The 22,495-nt window shown below is 73.6% G+C and carries 15 protein-coding genes; 9 read left to right on the top strand and 6 right to left on the bottom strand.

Going from position 1 to position 22,495, the window contains the following annotated elements:
• The first annotated feature begins 19 nt into the window (after positions 1 to 19).
• The 4 genes from MKK53_RS08655 to MKK53_RS08640 all read left to right on the top strand — a co-directional run bounded on the left by MKK53_RS08655 (position 20) and on the right by MKK53_RS08640 (position 3,446).
• Complete coding sequence (locus tag MKK53_RS08655) at positions 20 to 787, top strand: glycosyltransferase family 2 protein (protein ID WP_243928280.1); 768 nt, start codon at positions 20 to 22, stop codon at positions 785 to 787.
• Positions 784 to 1,515: a TVP38/TMEM64 family protein gene (locus tag MKK53_RS08650; protein ID WP_243928279.1), complete on the top strand. Its 732-nt coding sequence runs from the start codon at positions 784 to 786 to the stop codon at positions 1,513 to 1,515. Before MKK53_RS08655 ends, MKK53_RS08650 begins: the two co-directional genes overlap by 4 nt.
• Positions 1,512 to 2,957, top strand: coding sequence for a DUF2142 domain-containing protein (locus tag MKK53_RS08645; protein ID WP_243928278.1), 1,446 nt, complete (start codon positions 1,512 to 1,514; stop codon positions 2,955 to 2,957). The genes MKK53_RS08650 and MKK53_RS08645 overlap by 4 nt, the downstream gene beginning before the upstream one ends.
• 72 nt (positions 2,958 to 3,029) lie before the next feature.
• Entirely contained in the window at positions 3,030 to 3,446 is a 417-nt protein-coding gene (locus tag MKK53_RS08640) for a DUF4864 domain-containing protein (RefSeq protein WP_243928277.1), read from the top strand.
• Here the strand turns inward: MKK53_RS08640 and MKK53_RS08635 are convergent.
• Positions 3,436 to 3,915 carry a hypothetical protein gene (locus MKK53_RS08635; protein ID WP_243928276.1) on the bottom strand — a complete coding sequence of 160 codons (480 nt, stop codon included), beginning with the start codon at positions 3,913 to 3,915 and terminating at the stop codon, positions 3,436 to 3,438. The genes MKK53_RS08640 and MKK53_RS08635 overlap by 11 nt on opposite strands.
• Positions 3,902 to 4,135, bottom strand: a complete 234-nt coding sequence (locus MKK53_RS08630; protein ID WP_243928275.1) for a DUF4160 domain-containing protein — start codon at positions 4,133 to 4,135, stop codon at positions 3,902 to 3,904. The genes MKK53_RS08635 and MKK53_RS08630 overlap by 14 nt, the downstream gene beginning before the upstream one ends.
• 212 nt (positions 4,136 to 4,347) lie before the next feature.
• On the opposite strand from MKK53_RS08630, the gene thrC reads away from it, so the two are divergent.
• The 5 genes from thrC to MKK53_RS08605 all read left to right on the top strand — a co-directional run bounded on the left by thrC (position 4,348) and on the right by MKK53_RS08605 (position 11,826).
• Positions 4,348 to 5,760, top strand: coding sequence for a threonine synthase (thrC, locus tag MKK53_RS08625; protein ID WP_243928274.1), 1,413 nt, complete (start codon positions 4,348 to 4,350; stop codon positions 5,758 to 5,760).
• 7 nt (positions 5,761 to 5,767) lie between these two features.
• Positions 5,768 to 7,063 (top strand): M16 family metallopeptidase, encoded by a 1,296-nt coding sequence (locus tag MKK53_RS08620; RefSeq protein WP_243928273.1) that lies wholly within the window; start codon positions 5,768 to 5,770, stop codon positions 7,061 to 7,063.
• A 310-nt stretch (positions 7,064 to 7,373) separates the two neighbouring features.
• Complete coding sequence (locus tag MKK53_RS08615; protein ID WP_243928272.1) at positions 7,374 to 10,238, top strand: EAL domain-containing protein; 2,865 nt, start codon at positions 7,374 to 7,376, stop codon at positions 10,236 to 10,238.
• Positions 10,239 to 10,462: 224 nt separating this feature from the next.
• Positions 10,463 to 10,771 (top strand): hypothetical protein, encoded by a 309-nt coding sequence (locus tag MKK53_RS08610; protein ID WP_243928311.1) that lies wholly within the window; start codon positions 10,463 to 10,465, stop codon positions 10,769 to 10,771.
• A 119-nt stretch (positions 10,772 to 10,890) separates the two neighbouring features.
• Positions 10,891 to 11,826 carry a ferredoxin--NAD(+) reductase gene (locus MKK53_RS08605; protein ID WP_243928271.1) on the top strand — a complete coding sequence of 312 codons (936 nt, stop codon included), beginning with the start codon at positions 10,891 to 10,893 and terminating at the stop codon, positions 11,824 to 11,826.
• A gap of 6 nt (positions 11,827 to 11,832) precedes the next feature.
• Here the strand turns inward: MKK53_RS08605 and MKK53_RS08600 are convergent, their stop codons facing one another.
• The 4 genes from MKK53_RS08600 to parC all read right to left on the bottom strand — a co-directional run bounded on the left by MKK53_RS08600 (position 11,833) and on the right by parC (position 22,391).
• Positions 11,833 to 17,097 carry an alpha-2-macroglobulin family protein gene (locus tag MKK53_RS08600; RefSeq protein ID WP_243928270.1) on the bottom strand — a complete coding sequence of 1,755 codons (5,265 nt, stop codon included), beginning with the start codon at positions 17,095 to 17,097 and terminating at the stop codon, positions 11,833 to 11,835.
• A 152-nt stretch (positions 17,098 to 17,249) separates the two neighbouring features.
• Positions 17,250 to 19,280: a protein meaA gene (locus tag MKK53_RS08595; RefSeq protein WP_243928269.1), complete on the bottom strand. Its 2,031-nt coding sequence runs from the start codon at positions 19,278 to 19,280 to the stop codon at positions 17,250 to 17,252.
• Positions 19,281 to 19,491: 211 nt separating this feature from the next.
• The gene (locus tag MKK53_RS08590) at positions 19,492 to 20,145 is read right to left on the bottom strand and encodes an SGNH/GDSL hydrolase family protein (RefSeq protein ID WP_243928268.1); all 654 of its coding nucleotides are present in this window, start codon (positions 20,143 to 20,145) and stop codon (positions 19,492 to 19,494) included.
• Positions 20,145 to 22,391 (bottom strand): DNA topoisomerase IV subunit A, encoded by a 2,247-nt coding sequence (gene parC / locus MKK53_RS08585; RefSeq protein WP_243928267.1) that lies wholly within the window; start codon positions 22,389 to 22,391, stop codon positions 20,145 to 20,147. The genes MKK53_RS08590 and parC overlap by 1 nt, the downstream gene beginning before the upstream one ends.
• Positions 22,392 to 22,495 lie beyond the last annotated feature (104 nt).

The following is a 22,495-nucleotide window of genomic DNA, read 5'->3' as shown; positions in this document are numbered from 1 at the left end:
CCTGCCGAAGATCCAGCCGATGCTCCACGGACACCGAATCGCCGTCGTCCTGCCCGCCTACAACGCGGCGGCGACCCTCGATCGCACCCACCGGGAGATCCCGTTCGACATCGTCGACGACGTGATCCTCATCGACGACGCCAGCCGCGACGCCACGGTGGCGGTGGCCGAGCGCCTCGGCATCCATACGGTGCGGCACGGGAGCAACCTCGGCTACGGCGGCAACCAGAAGACCTGCTACCGCACCGCCCTGGAACGGGGCGCCGACGTGGTGGTGATGCTCCACCCCGACTACCAGTACGCCCCGCGCCTCGTCACCGCGATGGCCTCGATGATCGTCTCGGGCGAGTACGACGCGGTGCTGGCCTCGCGCATCCTCGGCAACGGCGCGCTGAAGGGCGGGATGCCCGTCTACAAGTACATCGCCAACCGCGGCCTCACCCTGGTGCAGAACTGGCTGATGGGCCAGAAGCTGTCCGAATACCATTCCGGCTACCGGGCCTGGAGCCGGGCCGTGCTGGAGGCCCTGCCCCTCGACCGGTGCTCGGATGACTTCGTGTTCGACAACCAGATGCTGGCCCAGGCCATGCACCGGGATTTCCGGATCGGCGAGATCTCCTGCCCGACCCGGTATTTCGACGACGCCTCGTCCATCAACTTCCGCCGCTCCTGCATCTACGGGCTCGGCGTCCTGCGCACGAGCCTCGCCTACCGCCTGCACCGCTCCGGCCTGCGGGCGGACCCACTCTTCGCCGACGGGGCGGCGCCCCTGGAGGTGCGGCCGTGAGCCTGGCGACCGCCTCCCGCCTCGCCGGCCTCGCGCTGCTGGCGGCCCTGGCCGCGGCGCCCCTGGCGGTGGGCCTCCTCGCCCCGGACGCCGCGGAGCGGCTGGCGGCCGGCCTCAGGGGCCTCGGCCCGGCCGGGCCGGCGATCCTCCTCGTCGTGCAGGCCCTGGTGGCCGCCTCCGGCGTGGTGCCCGCCTCCGGGGTCGGCATCGCGGCGGGCGCGCTCCTCGGGCCGGTGGAGGGGTTCTGCGTCGCGGCGATGGGCACCATGGCCGGCGCCCTCGTCACCTTCGGCCTCGCCCGGACGGTCCTCGGCGCCCGGGCGCTGGCCCGGCTCGGCGGACGGCGCCTGGCCGCCCTCGACGGGGCCCTGGCCGCGGAGGGCTGGCGCCTCGTCTGCCTGATCCGCCTCTCGCCGATCATGCCCTTCGCGCCCACGAGCCTCGCCCTCGGGGCGAGCGCGGTGTCCTTGCGCGACTACGCCCTCGGCACGCTCGCCGCCCTGCCGGCCCTGTTCGCCTACGTCGCCCTCGGCGCCCTGGGGCGCGGGGGCGGCCACCTCCTCTCCGGCGCCGGCCCGGCGGAATGGCTGCGGCTCGGCGTGCTCGGCGCGGGGGCGCTGGCCACGGCGCTCCTCATGCTGCGCCTGCGCCGGATCCTCGGCCGGGCCATGCCCGAGGGTGCCCCCGTACCGGGCGGGACTTCCCCCGGCGGAGACATCGCCGCGTGATCCGCCTGCCCTCCGGCCCCCGGTTCTGGTGCCTCGCCTACCTGTGCCTGTGCGCCCCGGTCTGCATCGCCCTGGCGCTGATCGTGCCGCCGGGCGAGGTCGCCGACGAGGCCGCCCACCTCGCCCGCGCCGCCGCCCTGATGCAGGGCGATGTCGTCGGCCACCGGGAGAGCGTGCGCTATGCCGACGGCTCGACCCATGTGGCGGCCGGCGTGCGGCTCGATCCCGTCTGGGCGCGGGCGGCCCTCTCGCGCCCCAAGGATTTCGGCGGCAGCCTCGCCGCGGAGGACGGCGCGCCGGATGCCAGGGGCCGGGTGTTCGTGCCCCTCTACACGGTGGGGACCTACCCGCCCTTCCTCTACGCCCCGGCCGCGGCGGGGCTCGCCTCCGGGCGGCTCCTCGGGCTCGCGCCGGAGGTCTGCCTCTATCTCGGCCGACTCGCCAACGCGACCGCGACCATCGCCCTCTCCCTCGCCGCCCTGGCGTTGGCGACCCGCGGGCGGGTGGCCCTATTCGCGCTGCTCGCCCTGCCGATGACCCTGTCGCTCGCGGCCTCGTTCAACCAGGACGCGCCGATCATCGCCCTCTCCGCCCTGGCCGCCGCGCTCCTGACGCCCCGGCCCCTCGCCGGGCCGGGCGCCCGCCTGCGCCTCATCGGGGCGATCCTGAGCCTCGCCCTCGTGGTGCTGGCCAAGCCGCCCTATGCCGGGCTCGCCGCCATGCTGCTGGTGCCCTTCCCCCGGGCCGGCGACGGCGACGGCGGCGGCGGCCTCGCCCGCCACGCCGCCCGGCGCCTCGCCGCCGCCGCGCTGGCGGTCCTGCCCGCCGCGCTCTGGACGGCGGCGGCGACCGCCACCGTGGCGACCCCGGTGCCGCGCAACGCCTACGAGGCCGGGCCGCTCTGGTCCGGCCCCCGCCCGGCGACCTTCGCCGCCACGGACCCGAAGGCGCAGGGGCAGGTCCTCCTCGACCGGCCCGCCCGCCTCCTCACCCTGCCGGGGCACTACCTCGGCACGATCAAGCACCTGACCATGCTGGCCAAGGGCGCCATCGGCATCTTCGGCTGGCTCGACAGGCCGCTGCCGGCGGTCGTGTACGGGACCTGGGCGCTGGCCCTGCTCGCGCCCCTCGTCCTGCTCCGGGGCGGCGTGCCCCCGCCCTGGCCGGAGCGCCTGATCCTGCCCGCCGCCGCCCTGGCCTGCCTCTGGCTGGTGCTGCTGTCGCAGTACCTGACCTGGACGAATGTCGGCGAGAGCCGGATCGACGGGCCGCAGGGGCGCTACCTGCTGCCCCTCGTGCCGATGCTCGTCCTGGCCTTCGCCCGCGCCCGGCCCGGCGCGGCCCCGGCGGGGCGCTGGCCGGCGATGCTGCCGGTGGCCGCCGCGGCCATCGACCTCGCCGCCCTGCCGCTGGCCGCCCTCGCCGCGGCCGTCCCGGCCTGAACGCCCCGGGGCGCCTTGCCGGGACGGCCGGGGCGCCTACAATCCATGGTTGCTCCCGTGGAGTGACCACCGATGCGCGCGCTCACCTGCCTCGTCCTCGTTCTGGGGTGCATCGGGTCCGGGGCTGCGGCCGGCGAGGCGGAGCAGGCCGCGGCCCGGACCGTCATCTCCCGGCAGGCCGAGGCCTTCGGCCGGGACGACGCGCCCACCGCCTACGCCCAGGCGGCCCCGGCGATCCGGGACGTCTTCCCCAACGCGGACCTGTTCCTCGGGATGGTGCGCACCCAGTACCAGCCGGTCTACCGCCACCGGAGCTTCGTCTTCGGCACGGCCCGGGACCTCGGCGACACGGCGGTGGGCCAGTCGGTGGCGATCCAGGACGAATCCGGCACCGACTGGACGGCGGACTACACCCTGGAGCGCCAGCCCGACGGCGAGTGGCGCATCACCGGCTGCCGCCTCACGAAGGCGCCGGGGATCAGCGCGTGAGGACGCGATCCAACTCCTTGCAGGCGAGCGCGACGAAGCGCGGGATCTCCCGCTCCTTGGCGTAGTAGGCCACGAGCCGCCGGGCGATCCCGAGATGGGCGGCGGCGGCATCCAGGGTGAGGTTGTTGCGCTTCAGGAAGACCGAGAAGTCGGCATTCGTCATGGCCGCCTCCGCCATGTCCTCGATCGTCTCGGCCCCGATATCGAGGTCGTCATGGCCCGGCCAGACCACCGAGGCGCCCCAGTCGCCCAGGCGCAGGTCCGCGAAGGGCACCGTGCCGTCGCGCAGGGGCCGGAAGACCTTGAAGGTGAAGATCACCGGCGCGAGGTCCACGAGATCCGTGCGGCCGGCGCGGCCCCCCTCGGCCCAGCGCGCCACGACCGTGAAGCGGCGCGGTCCCGGCGCGACGCCCGCGAGCTTCGGGAGCGGACGGCCGATGGTGACGATGTCGGTGTCAGTCTCGCTCATTGAGGCGCCTCCACTCGCTCATCAGGGCGTCCGTCCGCTGCCCCGCCCACGCGACGGCCTCGGCCAGGGCCTTCCGGGTGTACGTCCCCTCCAGAACCTCCAGGGTCCTGATGCTGACGAGGGCGTGGAAGTCCGGACCGATCATATGGAAATGCGGCGGGTTGTGATCCCGGGAGCGGATGTCGATCCGGAAGCCGTCGCAGCGATGGACCGTCGGCAAGGCCGGGTTCCGTGGAACAGGATAGTAGTGCACCCTGTGCACCGGGGCAAGGCGACGAATCCCCCAGCCTGGGGTTGGCAGGGCCGGGGCCGGGTCCGGACGAGAAAGCATCGCCGGGCCGCCCTGTGCCACCCCCGCCTCGCGCAACCCGCCCCCGTTTCGACATGCCCGCCCGCATCGTGTAGAGGGACCGCCTTCCCACGGAGGCCCCTGTGCTCCACGTCTCGACCCGCGGCGAGGCCGCCCCGCTCTCGTTCTCGGATGCGCTGCTCGCCGGATTGGCCCGCGACGGCGGGCTCTACGTCCCGCAGACCTGGCCGCGAATCGGCCGCGACGCCATCGCCGGACTCGCCGGCAAGCCTTACGCGGAAGCCGCCAAGCTGGTGCTGCGCCCGCTGGTCGATGGCGAGATCGCCGACGCCGACCTCGACCGGATGATCGACGAGTCCTACGCCACGTTCCGGCACCCGGCGGTCTGCCCGATCAGCCAGCTCGACGACAACCTGTTCCTGCTGGAGCTTTTCCACGGCCCGACGCTCGCCTTCAAGGACGTGGCGATGCAGCTCCTCGGCCGGCTGATGGACCATGTCCTGCGCCAGCGGGGCACCCGCGCCACCATCGTCGGCGCCACCTCCGGCGACACCGGCTCGGCCGCCGTCGAGGCGTTCCGCGGGCTCGATCAGGTGGACGTGTTCATCCTCTACCCGCACGGGCGGGTCTCGGAGGTGCAGCGCCGGCAGATGACCTCGGTCGAGGCGCCCAACGTCCATGCGCTGGCGCTCGACGGGACGTTCGACGATTGCCAGAACATCGTCAAGGCGCTGTTCCAGCACGGGGATTTCGCCGACGCGGTGCGCCTGTCGGGGGTGAACTCGATCAATTGGGCCCGGGTCGCGGCGCAGACGGTCTACTACTTCACCAGCGCGGTGGCGCTCGGGGCGCCCCACCGGGAGGTCTCCTTCGCGGTGCCCACCGGCAATTTCGGCGACATCCTCGCCGGCTGGGTCGCCAAGAAGATGGGCCTGCCGATCAAGCGCCTGATGATCGGCACCAACGCCAACGACATCCTGGTCCGCACCCTGGAGCACGGCGCCTACGAGCTGCGCGGCGTCGAGCCCACCACCTCGCCCTCCATGGACATCCAGATCTCTTCGAACTTCGAGCGGCTGCTGTTCGAGGCCCTGGGCCGGGACGCGTCGAGCCTGTCGCGGCTGATGGCCGGGCTCAGGCAATCGGGCGGGTTCCAGCTCGATCCGGCGGTGCTGGCCAAGGTCCGCGACGAGTTCGACGCCCACGCCGTGCCCGAGCGCGCGGTGATGGAGGAGATCGCCCTGACCCATGCGGCCACGGGCGTGACCCTCGACCCGCACAGCGCCATCGCCGTGAACGCCGGCCGGCGCCTTTTGGAGAAGGACCCGGCCACGCCGGTGGTGGCGCTCGCCACCGCCCACCCGGCGAAGTTCCCCGACGCGGTCGCCAAGGCGACGGGGGGGCGGCGGCCCGCCCTGCCCCCGCACCTCGCCGACCTGATGGACCGGCCCGAGCGCCTGACCCGCGTCGCCGCCGACCAGGGGGCCATCGAGCGCCTGATCCGCGAGCGCGCCCGCATCACGAAGGGCGGGTAGCCGCGCGATGAACCAGCATTTCTCGACCCACGCCGCCTCCCCCACCCTGCGGGTCACGCGGCTCGCCAACGGCGTCACCGTCGTCACCGAGCCGATGCCGGGAGTCGCCACCGCGAGCCTCGGCGTCTGGGTCGGGGCGGGCTCCCGCCACGAGCGGGCGGACGAGAGCGGCCTGTCTCACCTCATCGAGCACATGGCGTTCAAGGGCACGGGCCGTCGCTCGGCCCGGGACATCGCCGAGGAGATCGAGAACGTGGGCGGCGAGATCAACGCCGCCACCTCCACCGAGACCACGAGCTACACCGCCCGGGTGCTCGGGGAGGATGCCGGCCTCGCCCTCGACGTGATCGGCGACATCCTCACCGGGGCCACCTTCGACGCGGACGAGCTCGCCCGGGAGAAGGGCGTGATCCTGCAGGAATACGCGGCCATCGAGGACACACCGGACGACGTCGTCTACGACGCCTTCACCGAGGTGGCCTTCCCCGGCCAGGCGGTGGGGCGGCCGATCATCGGCCGGCCCGAGACGATCCGCAGCTTCGACGAGGCGGGCATCCGCGCCTACCTCGCCCGCGAATACACCCCGGACCGGATCGTCGTGGCGGGGTCGGGCAGCGTCGCGCACGAGGCCATCGTGGCGGCGGCGGAGCAGCATTTCGGCGCCCTCCCCGCGAGCGAGGCGCCGCCGATGGAGCCCGGCCGCTACGGCGGCGGCGGCGAGCGGCGGATGAAGCGCAAGCTCGAACAGGCCAACCTCGTCATCGGCCTGCCCGGCCTGTCCTTCCGGGACGAGGGCTACTACGCCCTGCACATGTTCGCGCAGGTGCTCGGCGGCGGCCTGACCTCGCGCCTCTGGCACGAGGTGCGCGAGACCCGCGGCCTCGCCTACGAGATCCAGGCCTTCCACTGGCCCTTCTCCGATTGCGGCCTGTTCGGCATCGGCGCCGGCACGGCGGGGTCCGACGTGGCCGAGCTGATCGAGGTGACCCTGGAGGCCACCACCCGGGCGGCCCGGGACCTCGACGGGGTCGAGATCGCCCGGGCCAAGGCGCAGCTGAAGGTCTCCCTGCTCTCGGCGCTGGAGACCCCCGGCGGCCGGATCGAGCGCAACGCCCGCCAGATCCTCGCCTGGGGCCGGGTGATCCCCGCCGCGGAGGTCATCGCCAAGGTCGATGCGGTGACGGTGGACGACGTGCGCGCGGCCGCCGCGACGATGCTGGCCGGCGCGCCCACGCTGGCCGCCATCGGCCCCATCGCCGGGCTGCCGAGCCTCGACCGGATCGCGAAGGGCCTGCGGGCCTGACCGACGGAACCCCGACACCCGCCTGATCCTGAGGTGCCGCGCAGCGGCCTCGAAGGAGCGCTCCAAGAGTCGCTGCGATCCCTGGAGTCCTCCTTTGAGGCCCGCCCCCGGCGGGCGCCTCAGGATGAGGGTGAGGGTTGGAAACAGAGGGCGGCAAAGGGGCCTTCAACTTGATTTGGCCGCAAAAGGGCGCGATCCGCGACAGGTGGGCCGGCGCGCCCTCGGCCTTGCCGGGTGTGAGCGTCGCCTTTACCAATCGTGGTCGCCAGGGCGGCCGAAGCCAACACCCCCGGCCGGACACGTCAGCCCTTTGCGCATCCTCGCCCTCCTCCTGATCCTGGTCGGCGGCCTCGTCACCGGCGGCCCCGCCCGTGCCGTCGAGGCGGTGCGGGTCGGCCTCGACCAGCCGGTGATCGACCTGACCGGCGCCATCGAGCGCTACCGGTCGGACGGCGACCTCGTGCAGATCTCCACCGCCGCCGGCAAGGACGGCATCAAGCGCCGGATCGTCGTGAAGGCCCGCGACGCCGGCGCCCGGCCCGATTGGATCGCCTTCGCGCTGACGAACGACACCGACGAGCAGATCGACCGCATCCTCATCGCCCCGCATTTCCGCCTCGTCGGCTCGGGGGTGATCTGGCCCGACCTCGGCGGCTCGCGCATCGCCGCCATCACCGCGAGCCAGGGCATCCGCCCGGAGCGCGACGAGAACCCCGACGCGGACCAGTTCACCATCACCCTCGACCCCGGCACGACGGTCACCTACGTCGCCGAACTGCGCACCCCGAACGTGCCGCAGCTCCACCTGTGGGACCAGGACGCCTACCGCCGGAAGACCTCCGGGCTCACCCTCTACAAGGGCATCATCATCGGGATCAGCGGCCTGCTCGCCCTGTTCCTGACCATCGTGTTCGTGGTGAAGGGCGCCATCATCTTCCCCGCGGCGGCGGCGCTCGCATGGTCCGTGCTCGCCTATGCCTGCATCGATTTCGGGTTCCTGCAGCGGGTCTTCCCCGTCACGGAGCTGGCCGAGCGGGTCTACCGGGCCTCCGCCGAGGCGGTGCTGGGCGCGACGCTGCTGGTCTTCCTGTTCGCCTACCTGAACCTCGCCCGCTGGCACGTCCGCTACAGCCACGTGGCGTTCTTCTGGCTCGCCTTCCTGGCGGGCCTCGTCGGGCTCGCGGTGTTCGATCCGCCGGTGGCGGCGGGCGTGGCGCGCATCTCCATCGCGGCGGTGGCCGGCATCGGCCTGCTGCTGATCCTCTACCTCTCGGTCCATAACGGCTACGACCGGGCGATCCTGCTGGTGCCGACCTGGCTGCTGCTGGTGATCTGGGTGACGGCGGCGGGCTTCGCCGTCACCGGGCAGATCGGCAGCGACCTCGTGCAGCCGGCGCTGATCGGCGGCCTCGTGCTGATCGTGATGCTGATCGGCTTCACCGTGCTCCAGCACGCCTTCGCGGGCAGCGGCCTCTCCCACGCCCTCGTGTCCGACACCGAGCGGCGGGCGCTGGCCCTCACCGGGGCGGGCGACGTGGTGTTCGACTGGGACGTGCCCGCCGACAAGATCTTCGCCGGCCCCGAGATCGAGGCGCAGCTCGGCCTGTCCCGGGGGGCGCTGGAAGGCCCGGCCGCGAACTGGCTCGGCGCCCTGCACCCGTTCGACGTGGAGCGCTACTCGGCGGCCCTCGATACGGTGATCGAGGAGCGGCGCGGGCGCATCGTCCACGACTTCCGCCTGCGCTCGGCGGCGGGCAGCTATTTCTGGTACCGGCTCAAGGCCCGCCCGGTGATCGGGGCGGACGGGGAGGTGATCCGGGTGGTGGGCACCATCGCCGACGTGACCGAGGTGAAGACCGCCGAGGAGCGCCTGCTGCACGACGCCGTGCACGACAGCCTCACCGGCCTGCCGAACCGGGAGCTGTTCGGCGACCGGCTCGACGCCGCCCTCGCCTTCGCCGGACAGGACGCCCGGCTGAAGCCCACCGTGCTGGTCCTCGACATCGACCGGTTCACCGGCATCAACGACGCCATCGGCCTCTCGGCCGGCGATTCGATCCTGCTCACCCTGTCCCGCCGCCTCGGCCGGCTGCTGCGCCCGCAGGACACCCTGGCCCGGCTCGCCGGCGACGAGTTCGCGGTGATCCTGCTCTCCGAGCGCGACCCGGACCGGATCCTCGCCTTCGCCAGCATGATCCAGCGGGCCATCGCCACGCCGATCACCTATGCCGACCGGGAGATCTTCCTCACCGTCTCCATCGGCCTCGCCTTCTACGAGGGCGGCCTGAAGCGCGACGAGGTGCTGAAGAACGCCGAGGTCGCGATGATCCAGGCCAAGCGCCAGGGCGGCGACCGCATCGAGGTGTTCCGCGCCCACATGCGCGCCGAGCGCTCCGACCGGCTGATGCTGGAGGGCGACCTGCGCAAGGCCATCGAGCGCAACGAGATGCGGGTGCTGTTCAACCCGGTGGTGCGCCTCGACGACCGCACGGTGGCGGGGTTCGAGACGGTGCTGCGCTGGGACCACCCGAAGCTCGGGCGCATCCCCGCGGCCACCTTCATGCCGCTGGCCGAGGAATGCGGGCTGATCGTCAACCTCGGCATCTTCGCCCTGGAGCGCACCGCCCTCGAACTCGCCGCGTGGCAGCGCTCCCTCGAAGTGGAGCCGCCGATCTTCGCCGCCTGCAACCTGTCCTCGCGCCAGCTCCTGCGCCACGACCTCCTGCACGATGTGAAGACCGTGCTCGCCCGCTCCGGCGCGCTGGCCGGCTCCCTGAAGCTGGAGTTCAGCGAGAGCCTGGTGATGGAGAACCCCGAATACGCGGCGCAGATGCTCTCGCGCATCCACGACCTCGGGGCGGGCCTGTGCCTGTCCGATTTCGGCACCGGCTACTCGGCCCTGTCCTACCTGCAGCGGTTCCCCTTCGACACGATCAAGGTCGACCGGGCCTTCGTGCGCCAGATCACCTCCGGCCAGACCGGGATCCTGCGCTCGATCGTGAAGATGGCGAGCGAACTGAACCTCGCCATCGTGGCCGAAGGCTGCGAATCCGAGGCCGACGCGGTGGCGCTCGCCGAACTCGGCTGCGAATACGCCCTGGGCCCCGCCTTCGGCGAGCCGATGACCATGCTCCAGGCCCGGCAGATCGTCGGCGCGGCGCCCGAGGCGGCATAGGACCCGCGGGCCGGCGCCGCGGGGCGATCCCCGCCGCGCCCCGGTCCGGGACGGCCCGCCTCGCGTCGCCTGCGATGACGTCGGGAGGGGCCGGGCGGGTCGGATTAAGCCCCCCTTAACCACGTTCCCTCAAGGTCATCCACAGGTCGCGTGTGGGGGATCAGCGGATGGCCGAGGCGGCGAGACGTTTCCAATCGGCGGGGAGCCCGGATCTGGTGCGCCGCATGATCGCCCGCCCGGTGCGCCTCGCGCATCAGGCGCGCACCCGGCTGCCCGGGCCCGATGCGGCCCCGGTTCCCGCGCCGGAGGCCATCCCTTCCGTCCTGGCCCTGGGCCGGACGGAGGCCATGGTCGCCCGGCTGGAGGGCGAGCTCGGCGTGATGAAGGCGGTGGTGCGGGTGCAGCGGCAGGAGATCGACTCCCTGCGGGCGCAGCGCCGGCTGCTCACCGAATCGTCCCCCGACGACGATGTGCGGGCGACCCGCGAGCGCTGGGCCGCCCTGGTCGATTCCCTGATCGCCCGCCCCTGCTGAAGATCCCGGCGAGCCGGATCCCGTCGCCCGTCCAGGATGAGCCAGTGTCGCACGATGTCCGTGGGAATCCGGATCCCCCCTTTCTGCATCGTGTCGTGAGAAGGGGCGAGGGTCCGGCCATGCGCGCGCGCTGCTCGCTCGTCGTCAACGGCCGTGCGGTGCGCTGCTCCACCGGGGACACGCCCCTCGAAGCCGCCCTGGCCGAAGGCATGATCGCCCCGGTGCCGGGGCTGCACGGCGTCAACCTCCTCGGCCAGGGCGCAGGCCCCGCCGCCCGCCGGTCCCAGGGCCGCCGGGGCCGGGAGGCGCCCGCCCCCCTGCCCGACGTGCCCGAGAGCCGCCCGGCGGAGCACGCCCCCGCCCGCGCGCCGCAGGAGCGCCCCCGCCAAGCCACCCTCAAGGGCACGCTGACGGAGGTGCGCCGGCTCGGCCCCGGCATCCTCGAGGTCGTCGCCACCCTGACCCGCCGCCCGCTCCACGAGCCGGGCCAGCAATTCACCGTGACCCTGCCCGGCCTGCCCCCCATGGCCCTGAGCCCGACCCTGCGGGTCGATGGCGCGGCCGAGATCAACGAGGCGGTGTTCCACCTGCCCCGCGACCCGGACGGCGACGGGACGGACACCCTCGCCCCGGGGGGCGAGGTGAGGCTGAAGGGCCCCACCGGGCGGAGCCATTACCGCCCCGGCGGCGGACGCCTCGTCCTCGCCGCCACGGGGGCCGGCTTCGGGCCGATCTGGGCCATCGCCCGGGCCGCCCGCTACATCGAGCCGGAGCGCGACATGGCGCTCTCCATTGGCGCCCCGGACGCCCTCGACCTCTACATGCGCGAGAGCCTCGACTGGCTGCGCGCCACCGGCGTCGGCCGGATCGTGCTCTGCGCGGAGCGAGGGCGCCAGCGCCCGCCGGACGTGCGCCCCGGCCCCGTGGGCGCCCACCTCCCGCAATTGCGGGCGAGCGACGTCATCCACGTGGCGGGCGACATCGGCACGGTGGGCGCCGTCCAGGCCCTGGCCGGCGCCGTGGGGGCGCGCTGCTACCCGATCGTGGTGGGCTGACCGGGCCTACCCGCCCTCCCCCACCGTGAGGGATCCGGTGCCCGTCCGCCCGTAGCGGGCGGGCCGGTACATGTCCTCGACGGTGGCGCCGGGGTGGCGATAGGTCCCCGGCGAGACCGCCCGGACGGCGTAGGCCACGGTGAAGAAGGCCGGCTGGCCCGGCTCCCGGGTGTAGGCCGCCACGAAGCGGTCGTCCCGGAACTCCGTATGGACCGGTTGCACCTCGGACTTCGCGAAGGCGAGGCCCTGGAGGGCGTCCGCATCGAGGAGCTTCGGGTTGTCGATCTCCAGGCCCGCGGGCAGGTGGTCCACGAGGAGCAGCCGGGCGGCCTCGGCCTTGGCCTCCGTCACCTTGAGCACCACCACGAGGCGGTCGTTCTGCCGGATGCCGGCGGCGGGATCCACCACGCTGCCGTCCAGCCGGTGCAGGCTGCGCTCCAGCGTGTAGCCGCGGGATTCCGCGGGCTCGGGCACCCGCGGCTGGCCGGACACGCCGAGGGCCACCTGCACCGGCCCGGTGCCGGTGTTGACGAGCACAGGGCCGCCGCCGGCCAGCTCGGCATCCCGGTAGGCGCGGGCCAGGGCCCCGGTCCGGGGCGCCCCGTCGAGGGTGAAGGACAGGTCCTTCGCCCGGTCCGCCACGCCCGCGGCGGCGAGCAGCATCCACGCATCCTCCTGGGTGCTGGTCGGCCGCCCGTCCGCCCGCTCCTGGCCGAGCACGGCGGCGGCGGGGGCGAGGGCGGTGCCGGACAGGCCCGCTTCGGCGGCGAGCGCGATCAGCCCGGCCCCGTCCCGCAGGCGGGATCCGTAATCGGCCCGGTAGCCGCCCCCGTCGCGCCCGGAGGACAGGGCCGCCACGGCCGCCTCCATCGCCCGGGCCGCCCGCCCCCGGTCGCCCAGCAGCGCCAGGGCGGCGGCGATCTGCGCCTTGCCCAGGGGCGTGCGGACCTCCCTGAGCTTCGCATCGGCGAGGTAGCGCAGGTCGCCCATCACCGGCCGTCCGTTGCGGGCCAGCACGTAGGCGGCATAGGCGAGGGCGGCGCCCCCGTCGCCGACCTCGCCGGCATTGGCGACGGCGTTGCGCAGGCGGTCGAGGGCGAGGCCGAACGGCCCCTGGGGCACGGCGAAGTGCCCTTCGCGGGCGCGGGTGAGGAAGTCGGTGACGTAGGCGTCGAGCCACAGGTCGTTCGACCCCTCCGCCGACCACAGGCCGAAATCGCCGCTCGAATCCTGGCGGGAGAGGACGCGGGCGATGGCCTCGCGCACCCGCGCATCCGCATCCGCGTCGGGGGCCGGCCGGTCGAGCCCCGCCAGCCGGTTCGCCGCGAGGAGCGGCAGCGCCCGGCTCACCACCTGCTCGGAGCAGCCATAGGGGTAGCGGTCCAGCGCCTGGAGCAGGGCGGGCACGTCGATCCCCGGCAGGGTCGTGGCGGAGAGCGAGACCTGCCCGGTGCCGGGGATCACGTCGTCCAGCAGGTCCGGGGTGAGCGTCAGGCTCTCCCCCGGCGCGAGGGTTCTGACCTGCCGCCGGAGCAGCGTCCCCGTGCCGGGGGCGATGCCGAGCGCGAGGCTCTGCGCGAGGGGCCCGGCGAGGCCCGGCCCCGTCAGGGCGATGGCGAGCCGGGCGGTGCCCGGCCCCGTCGCCGTGAGGGGCACGGCGAACCGGCCCTTGCCGGCCGGGGCGAGGTGCAGGACCGTGCGCCGCGCCCCGCCGCCGATCTCCACCGGCCCGGCCTGCGTGACCTCGGCGGTGTAGTCGCCGGCCTCCCCCTCCACGTTGTCGAGGGCGACGGACAGGCGCGAGCGGTCGCCGATGTCGAGGAAGCGCGGCAGGGTGGCGCTCACCGCCACGGGGTCGCGGATCGTCACGTCCGCCTGCGCCTGCCCGACGCGGGTGCCGCTCCAGGCGGTGACCATCACCCGGGCGGTGCCGTTGAAGGCGGGCACGGGGAAGGTGACGCGGGCGGTGCCGTCCGGCCCGACCGTCACCACCCCGGAGAACAGGGCCAGGGGCGCCTGGGTCGGGGGTGCGTCGGCCAGCTCCCCCCCGCCCGCGTCGCCGCCGGAGCGGATCGCCCCGGCGCTGCCCTGCATCCCGTCGATCAGGTAGCCGTAGACGTCGCGGAACTCGGGCCCGAGCGCCCGCTGGCCGAGGAAGTGGCCGGTCGGGTCCGGGGGGGCGTAGCGGGTGAGGGCGAGGATGCCGACATCGACCATCGCCACCGTGACCCGCGCCTCCTCGCCCGGGGCGAGGCCCGCCACCGCCACCGGCAGGGTCAGGTCCTGCCGGGGCCGGGCCTTCTCCGGCGCCGCCACGGAGACCGCGAGGGTGCGGGCCTCCCGGTCCACCGAGAACCATGCGAGGCCGAGCGCCCGGCCCGGCTGGCGCTTGGCCGCCTGGTCGAGGGGCCGGTAGGCGGTGGCGACGAGGTAGGCCCCGGCCCCCCATTCCGCCTTCACCGGCAGATCGAGGGTGGTGCCGCCTTCGGCGACGCCGACCTCGCGGATCTCGTGGACCCGGTCGCTCACCACCATCACGCTCGCCCGGCCGGAGAATTTCGGGCCGAGGCGGACGTGGAGCGTCTCGCCGGCCCGGTAGGCGGCCTTGTCGAGGGTGAGGTCGAGGAGGTCGGGGGCCTGCGCCGTCTCGGATCCCGCCCAGCCGACCTCGAAGCCGAGGCTCGCCGCCGCGTCGGGAGCCCCCGGCGCCGCGACGTCCAGCCGGTAGGCCCCGAGCCCGACCGGCGCCTGGAGGCGGCCAGGCGCCCCGGCGGCGAGGTCGAAGGTGCCGCTGGCGACCCGCTTCGTGGTCTTGGCCGCCTCGAAGGACCAGCGCCCGTCCGCCCGGTACCATTGGTAGGTCGTCTCGACCTTGGAGAGGGTCCAGGTCACGCCCGCCTTCGGCAGGCGGCGCCCGTCCGGGGCGGCCATCACCACGTCGAAGCCGGCGAGGTCGCCGTCCTTGAGGTCGGAGAAGCCCTTGCGGATCGCGAGCACCGGCCCGGCGGGCAGGATCGGCAGGGTCACGCTGTGGGACAGGGCCCGCCCGCCGGGCTCGGCCACCGCGAGGGTGATCCTCGCCTCCAGGGGCCGCGGGGCGACGATCTCCGGCACCGGCACGGAGACGCTCGCCGCGCCCTGCCCGTCGGTGGTGGCGTGGGCGGGGAGGTCCCGCGTGGTCGTCTCCACCGCCTCGTCGTCGAGGCCCACCGTGAACCCGTCGAGCCCCGGGATGCCGCTGCCGGAGGCCGGCTGCACCGTGACGCTGCCGGACACGTCGAGCCCCGCCCCCGGCGCCCCGTAGAGGAACCGGGCGGAGACCGCGACCTGCGCCGGCTCGCCCCGCCTCAGGCGCGGCGCGGCGGGGGTGAGGGTCACGTCGAGCCGCTCGGGGACATAGTCCTCCAGCAGGAAGCTCGCCTCGCCCACGGGGGGCGCCTTCGGGTCGGCATAGGCCGCGATCCGCCACGTCCCGTGCATCGCCCCCGGGAGAAGGGGCAGGGGGTAGGCCCGGCCGCCGAGCCCCTGGTCCGCCACCGGGACCCGGCGCTCTTCGACCCCGTCCGGCCTCCTGACCACCAGGGTCAGGGGCAGGTCGGGCACGGCGTTGCCCCGCGCGTCCCGCAGGAGGGCTTCGACCTGCACGGTCTCGCCGGAGCGGTAGACCCCGCGCTCGGTGAACAGATAGGCGTCGAGGCCTCCGCCCTCGGGGCGGCCCTTCACGCCCCGGTCGGTGAGGTCGAAGGCGCCCTGGTCGAGGTCGAGGAAGCCGTAATCGTCGCCGATCGCGGCCACGACGAGACTCGGGGCGGTGCCGCCCTCGCCCCGGCCGAGCCCGGCCTCGAAGGCGGCGTGGCCCTGCGCATCGGTCCTGCGGGTCGCCAGCACCTCGTTGTCCCGGGCGATCAGGCGGATCTCGGCGCCCTCCATCGCCCGGGCGGTGCCGAGGGAGCGCAGCACCACATGGACGCCGTCCCGGCCCTTGGTGGCGGTGAGGCCGAGGTCGGAGACGACGAACCATTGCGTCGCCTGCTGCGCGTAGCCCTCCTCGTCGGCGGCGGCCGGGCCGGAGGGGCGGGCGATCATCACGTAGACGCCCGGTTCCAGCGTGCCCACCGCCCGGAGCACCGGGAAGGCGGTGATCGCCTCCCGGTTGGTCTCCGCCTTGGCGGTGTCGAGGCTGCCCGCCCAGACCCGGACGCCCTTCTGCGCGGCGATCCCCTTCGCCGTGGCCCCGCTGAGCTGGCCGAGGAAATCCTCCGAGCGCAGGGTCGGCAGCAGGCCGCGGTCGCCGATGCGCAGCACCTCCACGTCGAGCTTCGGCGCGTTGACCGAGACGATGGGGATGCCCGCCTGCCCCGTGCGGGGCAGGACGTAGGTGCGGCCGGTGAAACGCGCCTGGGGGGTGCGGTCGCGGATGAAGACCTCGTAGTCGGCGGCCTTCTGCAGGCCCTCCCCCACCGCGGAGGGCAGGCCGGGGCGCAGGACCACCGCGTAGCGGCTGCCGTGCATCAACCCATCGATGCAGACCTGCGACCCCTCCCCCGTCACCGCCGCCGCGGTGCCGCCGGCCACGGCGACGTAGGGCGCGAAATCCGCCTTCGGGGCCACGGCCTCGGAGAAGGTGAAGCACAGGCGCGGGGCGGCCGCGTCGGAATCGACGGTGTAGGTGAGGATGCGGAAGCCGTGCCCGGCGCGGAGGGCCTCGTAGGTCCCGCGCACGTCGGCGTCGTCGGCGAGGGCGAGGCTCGCGGCGTAGGCATCGAGCGCCGGGCGCCACTCCTCCTGGTCCGCCGCATTCTCCCCGAGCAGCGCCAGGGCCTCGGCCGCCTCCGGGGCCGTGCGGGCGCGCTCGTAGGCCCGGTAGGCGGCGGCCAGCGCCCGGCCGCGCAGGAGGGTGCGGGTCTTGACGTCGCCCTCCTCCGTCCCGCCGGCCGCCGCCTGCGCGGCGCGGGCGAAGGCGCGCCAGTGGGCCGGGTCGGCGGGGTCGGCCGCCACGGCGGCGGCGAGGGGGGACAGCGCCTCGGCGGCCTTGTCGGCCTCGAGCAGGGCGTCGCCCCTACGACGGGACTGGGCGGCGGGCGGCAGCGGCGCGGGGGCCTCCGCCTTCAGGGCGGCCTCCAGGCGGACGGCGTCGCTCGCGAGGGTCGGGCGGGCGAAGGTCTTGGGGACCGGAGCGGGCGGGGGCTTCGTCTGCGCGGCGGCCGGCGCCGCCATCAGCAGCAGCGCGGCGAGGCCGCCCGCGACCGCATCGATCCACCCCCGCGCCATCGGCCCCTCCCCCCACCGCCGCGACGCGAATCGCGGCGGACCCAGCGAGGGAGAGAGTACAGGGCACAGGGGCGAAGGGAACCGGCCGGTCGCGCCCTGAATCGGGGCGGCCGACGGAAGCCCCATCCGTCCCCGCGGGCGGGGTGTCCCCGTCAGTACACCTGCGCCGGCTCTTCCTTCGGCCGCTCGTTCGACCGTGCGTCGAGGCTCTTCTCGATCACCTTGCCGAGGCCGATCATGATTGCGTCGATGGCGTAGTCCTTGGGCGTGTAGACGGCGCGCACGCCCATGTTCTTCAGCACCAGCTCGTCCTCCGGCGAGATGATGCCGCCGACGACGACCGGGATGTGGTCGAGCCCCGCTTCCCGCATCTTGGCCCGCACCTCCCGCACCAGCGGGACATGGCTTCCGGACAGGATCGACAGGCCGACCACGTGGGCGCCCGTTTCCTTCGCCTTGGCGACGATCTCGGAGGGCGTCTGGCGGATGCCGTCGTAGGTCACGTCGAAGCCGACATCCCGGGCGCGCAGCGCGATCTGTTCGGCGCCGTTGGAATGGCCGTCGAGGCCGGGCTTGCCGACGACGAGCCTCGGCGTCTCGCCGAGCCGCTCGCCGAGGTCGGCGATCAGCAGCCGCGCCTCCTCGGCGGCCCCCGCCGAGGCGGTCTCCAGGGTGACGCCGGTCGGCGCCCGGTACTCGCCGAACACCGCGCGCAGGCAGGAGCCCCACTCGCCGGTGGTGACGCCCGCCTTCGCCGCCGCGATGGAGGCCGGCATGATGTTGGTGCCCGAGCGCGCCGCCTGCTCCAGGCCGGCCAGCGCCGCGCGCACGGCGGCCGCGTCGCGCCCCTCGCGCCAGGCCTTGATGCGGCCCGCCGCCTCCATCTCCACCGTCTCGGAGACGGAGAAGATCGCCCCCTCCCCCGCCGTCAGCGGCGAGGGTTCGCCCTGCTGCCACTTGTTGACGCCGACGACGATCTGGTCGCCCGCCTCGATGGCGGAGATGCGCCGGGCGTTCGATTCCACCAGGGCGCGCTTGAGGGCGCCGGTCTCCACCGCCGCCACGGCGCCGCCGATTCCGCCGATCCGCTCCAGCTCGGCCCGGGTCTCGGTCTTCAGGGCCTCGACCTTGGCGTCGATGACGCGGCTGCCGTCGAAGATGTCGTCGTATTCGAGGAGGTCGGTCTCGAAGGCCAGGATCTGCTGCATCCGCATCGACCATTGCTGGTCCCACGGGCGGGGCAGGCCGAGGGCCTCGTTCCAGGCCGGCAGCTGCACGGCCCGGGCGCGGGCGCGCTTCGAGAGGGTGACCGCCAGCATCTCGATGAGGATGCGGTGGACGTTGTTCTCGGGCTGCTGCTCGGTCAGGCCGAGGGAGTTCACCTGCACGCCGTAGCGGAAGATGCGCTTCTTTGGGTCGTGGATGCCGTAGCGCTCCTGGGCGATCTCGTCCCAGAGTTCGGAGAACGCCCGCATCTTGCAGATCTCGGTGACGAACCGGAGCCCCGCGTTCACGAAGAACGAGATCCGCCCGAACACCTCGGGGAAGCTCGCCTCGTCGAAATCCGGGTCGTCACGCACCGTGTCGAGGACGGCGATGGCGATGGCGAGCGCGTAGGACAGCTCCTGCACCGGCGTCGCCCCCGCCTCCTGCAGGTGGTAGGAGCAGACGTTCATCGGGTTCCACTTCGGCACCTCCTTGGTCGTGAACAGGATCACGTCCTTGGTGAGCCGCAGGCTCGGGGCCGGCGGGAACACGTAGGTCCCCCGCGACAGGTACTCCTTGATGATGTCGTTCTGCGTGGTGCCCTGGAGGGCGGCCATCGGCGCCCCCTGCTCCTCCGCCACGGCGAGGTAGAGGGCGAGCAGCCACGGGGCCGTGGCGTTGATGGTCATGGAGGTGTTCATCTGCGCCAGGGGGATGTCCTGGAACAGGGTCCGCATGTCGCCGAGATGCGCGATCGAGACGCCGACCTTGCCGACCTCGCCGCGGGAGAGCTCGTGGTCGGGGTCGTAGCCGGTCTGCGTCGGCAGGTCGAAGGCCACCGACAGGCCGGTCTGGCCCTTGGCGAGGTTGCCCCGGTAGAGCTTGTTCGATTCCGCGGCAGTGGAATGGCCCGCATAGGTGCGGATGATCCACGGCTTGTCGCGCTTGACCTCGGCGATTTCGGCGCTCGCGCCCATTCCCGTCGTCTCCCGTGCCGCATTCTGGTGCCGCGCCGAGGGCGCCGCTTGCGGCGGAGCCTACCCGAGGCACCGACCGGCGTCATCCACGTCGGGTTGCACGAAAAATCCGGGTTGACGGTGAATTGGATTTGAGACGTCCCCGCGTGAGGCGGGGAGCCAGGTCCGGACGGCGGGAGGGGGCGGACCGCGCCTCGCGCCCGCGGCCCCCTCACCCCAGAATCGCCCCCACCCGCGCCGCCGCGGCGGCGTAGTCGGCGAGGTGGACGCCGTCGCTCAGGGCCCCCGGGCGGGCGAGGCCGCCCGGGCCGGCGCGCAGGCCGGCGCAGGGATCGGCGACCTCGCCGCCGTGGTCGCCCGCGATCCGGGCGAGGCGGGCCGAGTAGTCCTCCACCGCCGCCGCCTCGCGCTCCTGGCCGGGCACCTGGGTGATCGGCGGCAGGGCCAGCACCACGACCCGGTCGGCCCGGGCGTGCAGCCACACGATCAGCGCCGCCGCCGCCGCCTCGAAGCGGGCCACCGCCTCCGGCGAGAGGGGGCGGACCCGCACGGAGAGGTCGTTGCTGCCGACGACCAGCACGGCGACCCCCGCCCGGTGGCGGAACCGCAGCGCGGGCAGGCGCTCCGCATAGCCCCCGGTGGAGATCCCGCCGATCCCGCCGTTGACGACGGGCCGGCGGCCCAGCGGGTGCGCGCACAGGAATTCCGCGTGGGAATCGCCCATGACGAAGGTGAAGCCCGGGTCGGCCGCGGCGAGGTCCCGCTGGATCTGCGGGATCCGCATGGCGATGCGCGCCCGGCAGATCCGGCGGTAGCGCCGCCGCTGGAGCGCCCGCCTCAGCCAGCCGAGCGGCCCCGCCCCCATCAGCGCCCGAACCGCTCGAATTTCGGGAAGCTGCGGGCCATCATCAGGCCGACCTCCGCCCGGTGGCCGACCCACTTCTCCAGGATCGCCGCGCTGGCGTGGCGCCCCTCCACCGAGCCGTCCTGCCAGGGCAGGCCGTCCTCCATGCGGAAGACGTGGGCGTGGGTGAGCGTCCCGCTGCGGCACCGCTGGAGCCGCACGCCCTTGCCGCGGGCCAATTCCGCGACCTCGGAGATGGGGAAGATCAGCAGCAGCTTCTCCGTATTGAGCACGGCGACGTGGTCGCCCTCCGCCGGGACCAGCACCGCGGCGGCGGCATCCCCGTCGAGGCCGAGCACGCCCTTGCCCTTGCGGGTGTTGGCGACGAGGGCGTCCGCGGGCGCCACGAAGCCGCGCCCGTCCGAGCCGGCGATGAGGAGCTTGGTCTCCGGCCGGTAGGGCAGCGCGGCCACCACCTCGGTGCCGTCGTCGAGATCGACCATCAGCCGCACCGGGTCGCCGAAGCCGCGCCCGCCGGGGAGCTTCGAGGCGTCGAGGGTGAAGACCTTGCCGTTCGAGGCGAGCAGCAGGATCTTCTGCGTGGTCTCGCTCGGGAAGGCGATCTTCAGCCGGTCGTCGCCCTTGAAGGCCACGCCCGACAGGTCGGCCACATGGCCCTTGAGGGCGCGGATCCAGCCCTTCTCCGAGACGATCACCGTGATCGGCTCCCGCTCCACCAGGGCCGCGGTGAGATCCACGCCGGCCGTGTCGGGCGGGTTCTCCAGGCTGGTGCGGCGGCGACCGAGCTTGGTCTCGGGGCCGAAGGTCTTCTTCACCGCCCGGATCTGCGCCTGGATCGACTTCCACTGCGCCGGCTCGGAGGCGAGCAGCGCGTCGAGCCCGGCCTTCTCCTCGGTGAGGGCGTCGAGCTCGCGCTTCAGCTCCATTTCCTCCAGCTTGCGCAAGCTGCGCAGGCGGGTGTCGAGGATGGCGTTGGCCTGGACCTCGGTGAGGGCGAACCGGGCCATCAGGGCGGGCTTGGGCTCGTCCTCCTCGCGGATGATGCGGATCACCTCGTCGAGGTCGAGGTAGACGATGAGTAGGCCGCCGAGGATCTCGAGCCGCCGGTCGATCTGGCCGAGGCGGTAGCGGGAGCGGCGCTGCAACACCACCCGGCGGTGGTCGACCCACTCCCGCAGGCACTCCACGAGGCCGATCACCTTCGGCACGAGGCCGCCGACGAGGACGTTGAGGTTGAGCGGCACCCGCGCTTCCAGCTCGGTGAGCCGGAACAGCGATTCCATCAGGATCACCGGATCGACGCTGCGCGAGCGCGGCTCCAGCACCACCCGCACGTCCTCGGCGGACTCATCGCGGACGTCGGCCAGCAGCGGCAGCTTCTTCTCCTGCAGGAGCTCGGCCATCTTCTCGATCAGCCGGCCCTTGGGGATGCCGTAGGGGATCTCGGTGACGACGATGGTCCAGGTGCCGCGGCCAAGGTCCTCCTTGTGCCAGCGGGCGCGGACCCGGAAGCCGCCCCGGCCGGTGCGGTAGGCCTCGGCGATCGACTCGGCGGAATCCACCAGGATGCCCCCGGTGGGGAAATCCGGCCCCTGCACGAACTTGGCGAGCTGGCCCGAAGTCGCCTGGGGGTTGTTGATCAGGTAGAGCGCCGCGTCGCAGAGCTCGGCGGCGTTGTGGGGCGGGATCGAGGTCGCCATGCCGACCGCGATGCCCTGGCTGCCGTTGGCGAGCAGGTTCGGGAAGGCCGCCGGCAGCACCACCGGCTCCTCCTTCTCCCCGTTGTAGGAGGGGCGGAAATCGACCGTGTCCTCGTCGATCCCGTCGAGGAGCAGGCGGGCGACCTCGGTGAGCCGGGCCTCGGTGTAGCGGTAGGCGGCGGGGCCGTCCCCGTCGATGTTGCCGAAGTTGCCCTGGCCGTCCACCAGCGGGTAGCGCTGCGCGAAATCCTGGCTCAGGCGCACCAGGGCGTCGTAAATCGCCTGGTCGCCGTGGGGGTGGAAGTCGCCCATCACGTCGCCGACGATCTTTGCGCACTTCTTGTGCGCGGTGTTCGGGTCGAGGCGCAGCAGGCGCATCCCGTAGAGGATGCGGCGGTGGACCGGCTTCAGCCCATCGCGGGCATCGGGCAGGGCCCGGTGCATGATGGTCGAGAGCGCGTAGGCGAGGTAGCGCTCCTCCAGCGCCGACTTCAGCTCGACGCTCTCGATGCCGTCGCCGGACGGCGGCTCGAAGGGCTGGCCCATGACGATTCCCCGACTCCCCCTCTGCCGTCTCCGTCACGGCGGGTGGAGCGACGCGATCCAGGGCAGCGGGACGTCTCCGACCGTGGCCGATCCCTGGATGGCGT

It is taken from the genome of Methylobacterium sp. J-076 (assembly GCF_022829405.1).
Classification (GTDB): domain Bacteria; phylum Pseudomonadota; class Alphaproteobacteria; order Rhizobiales; family Beijerinckiaceae; genus Methylobacterium.
This window is presented reverse-complemented; position numbering and strand designations above follow the sequence as displayed.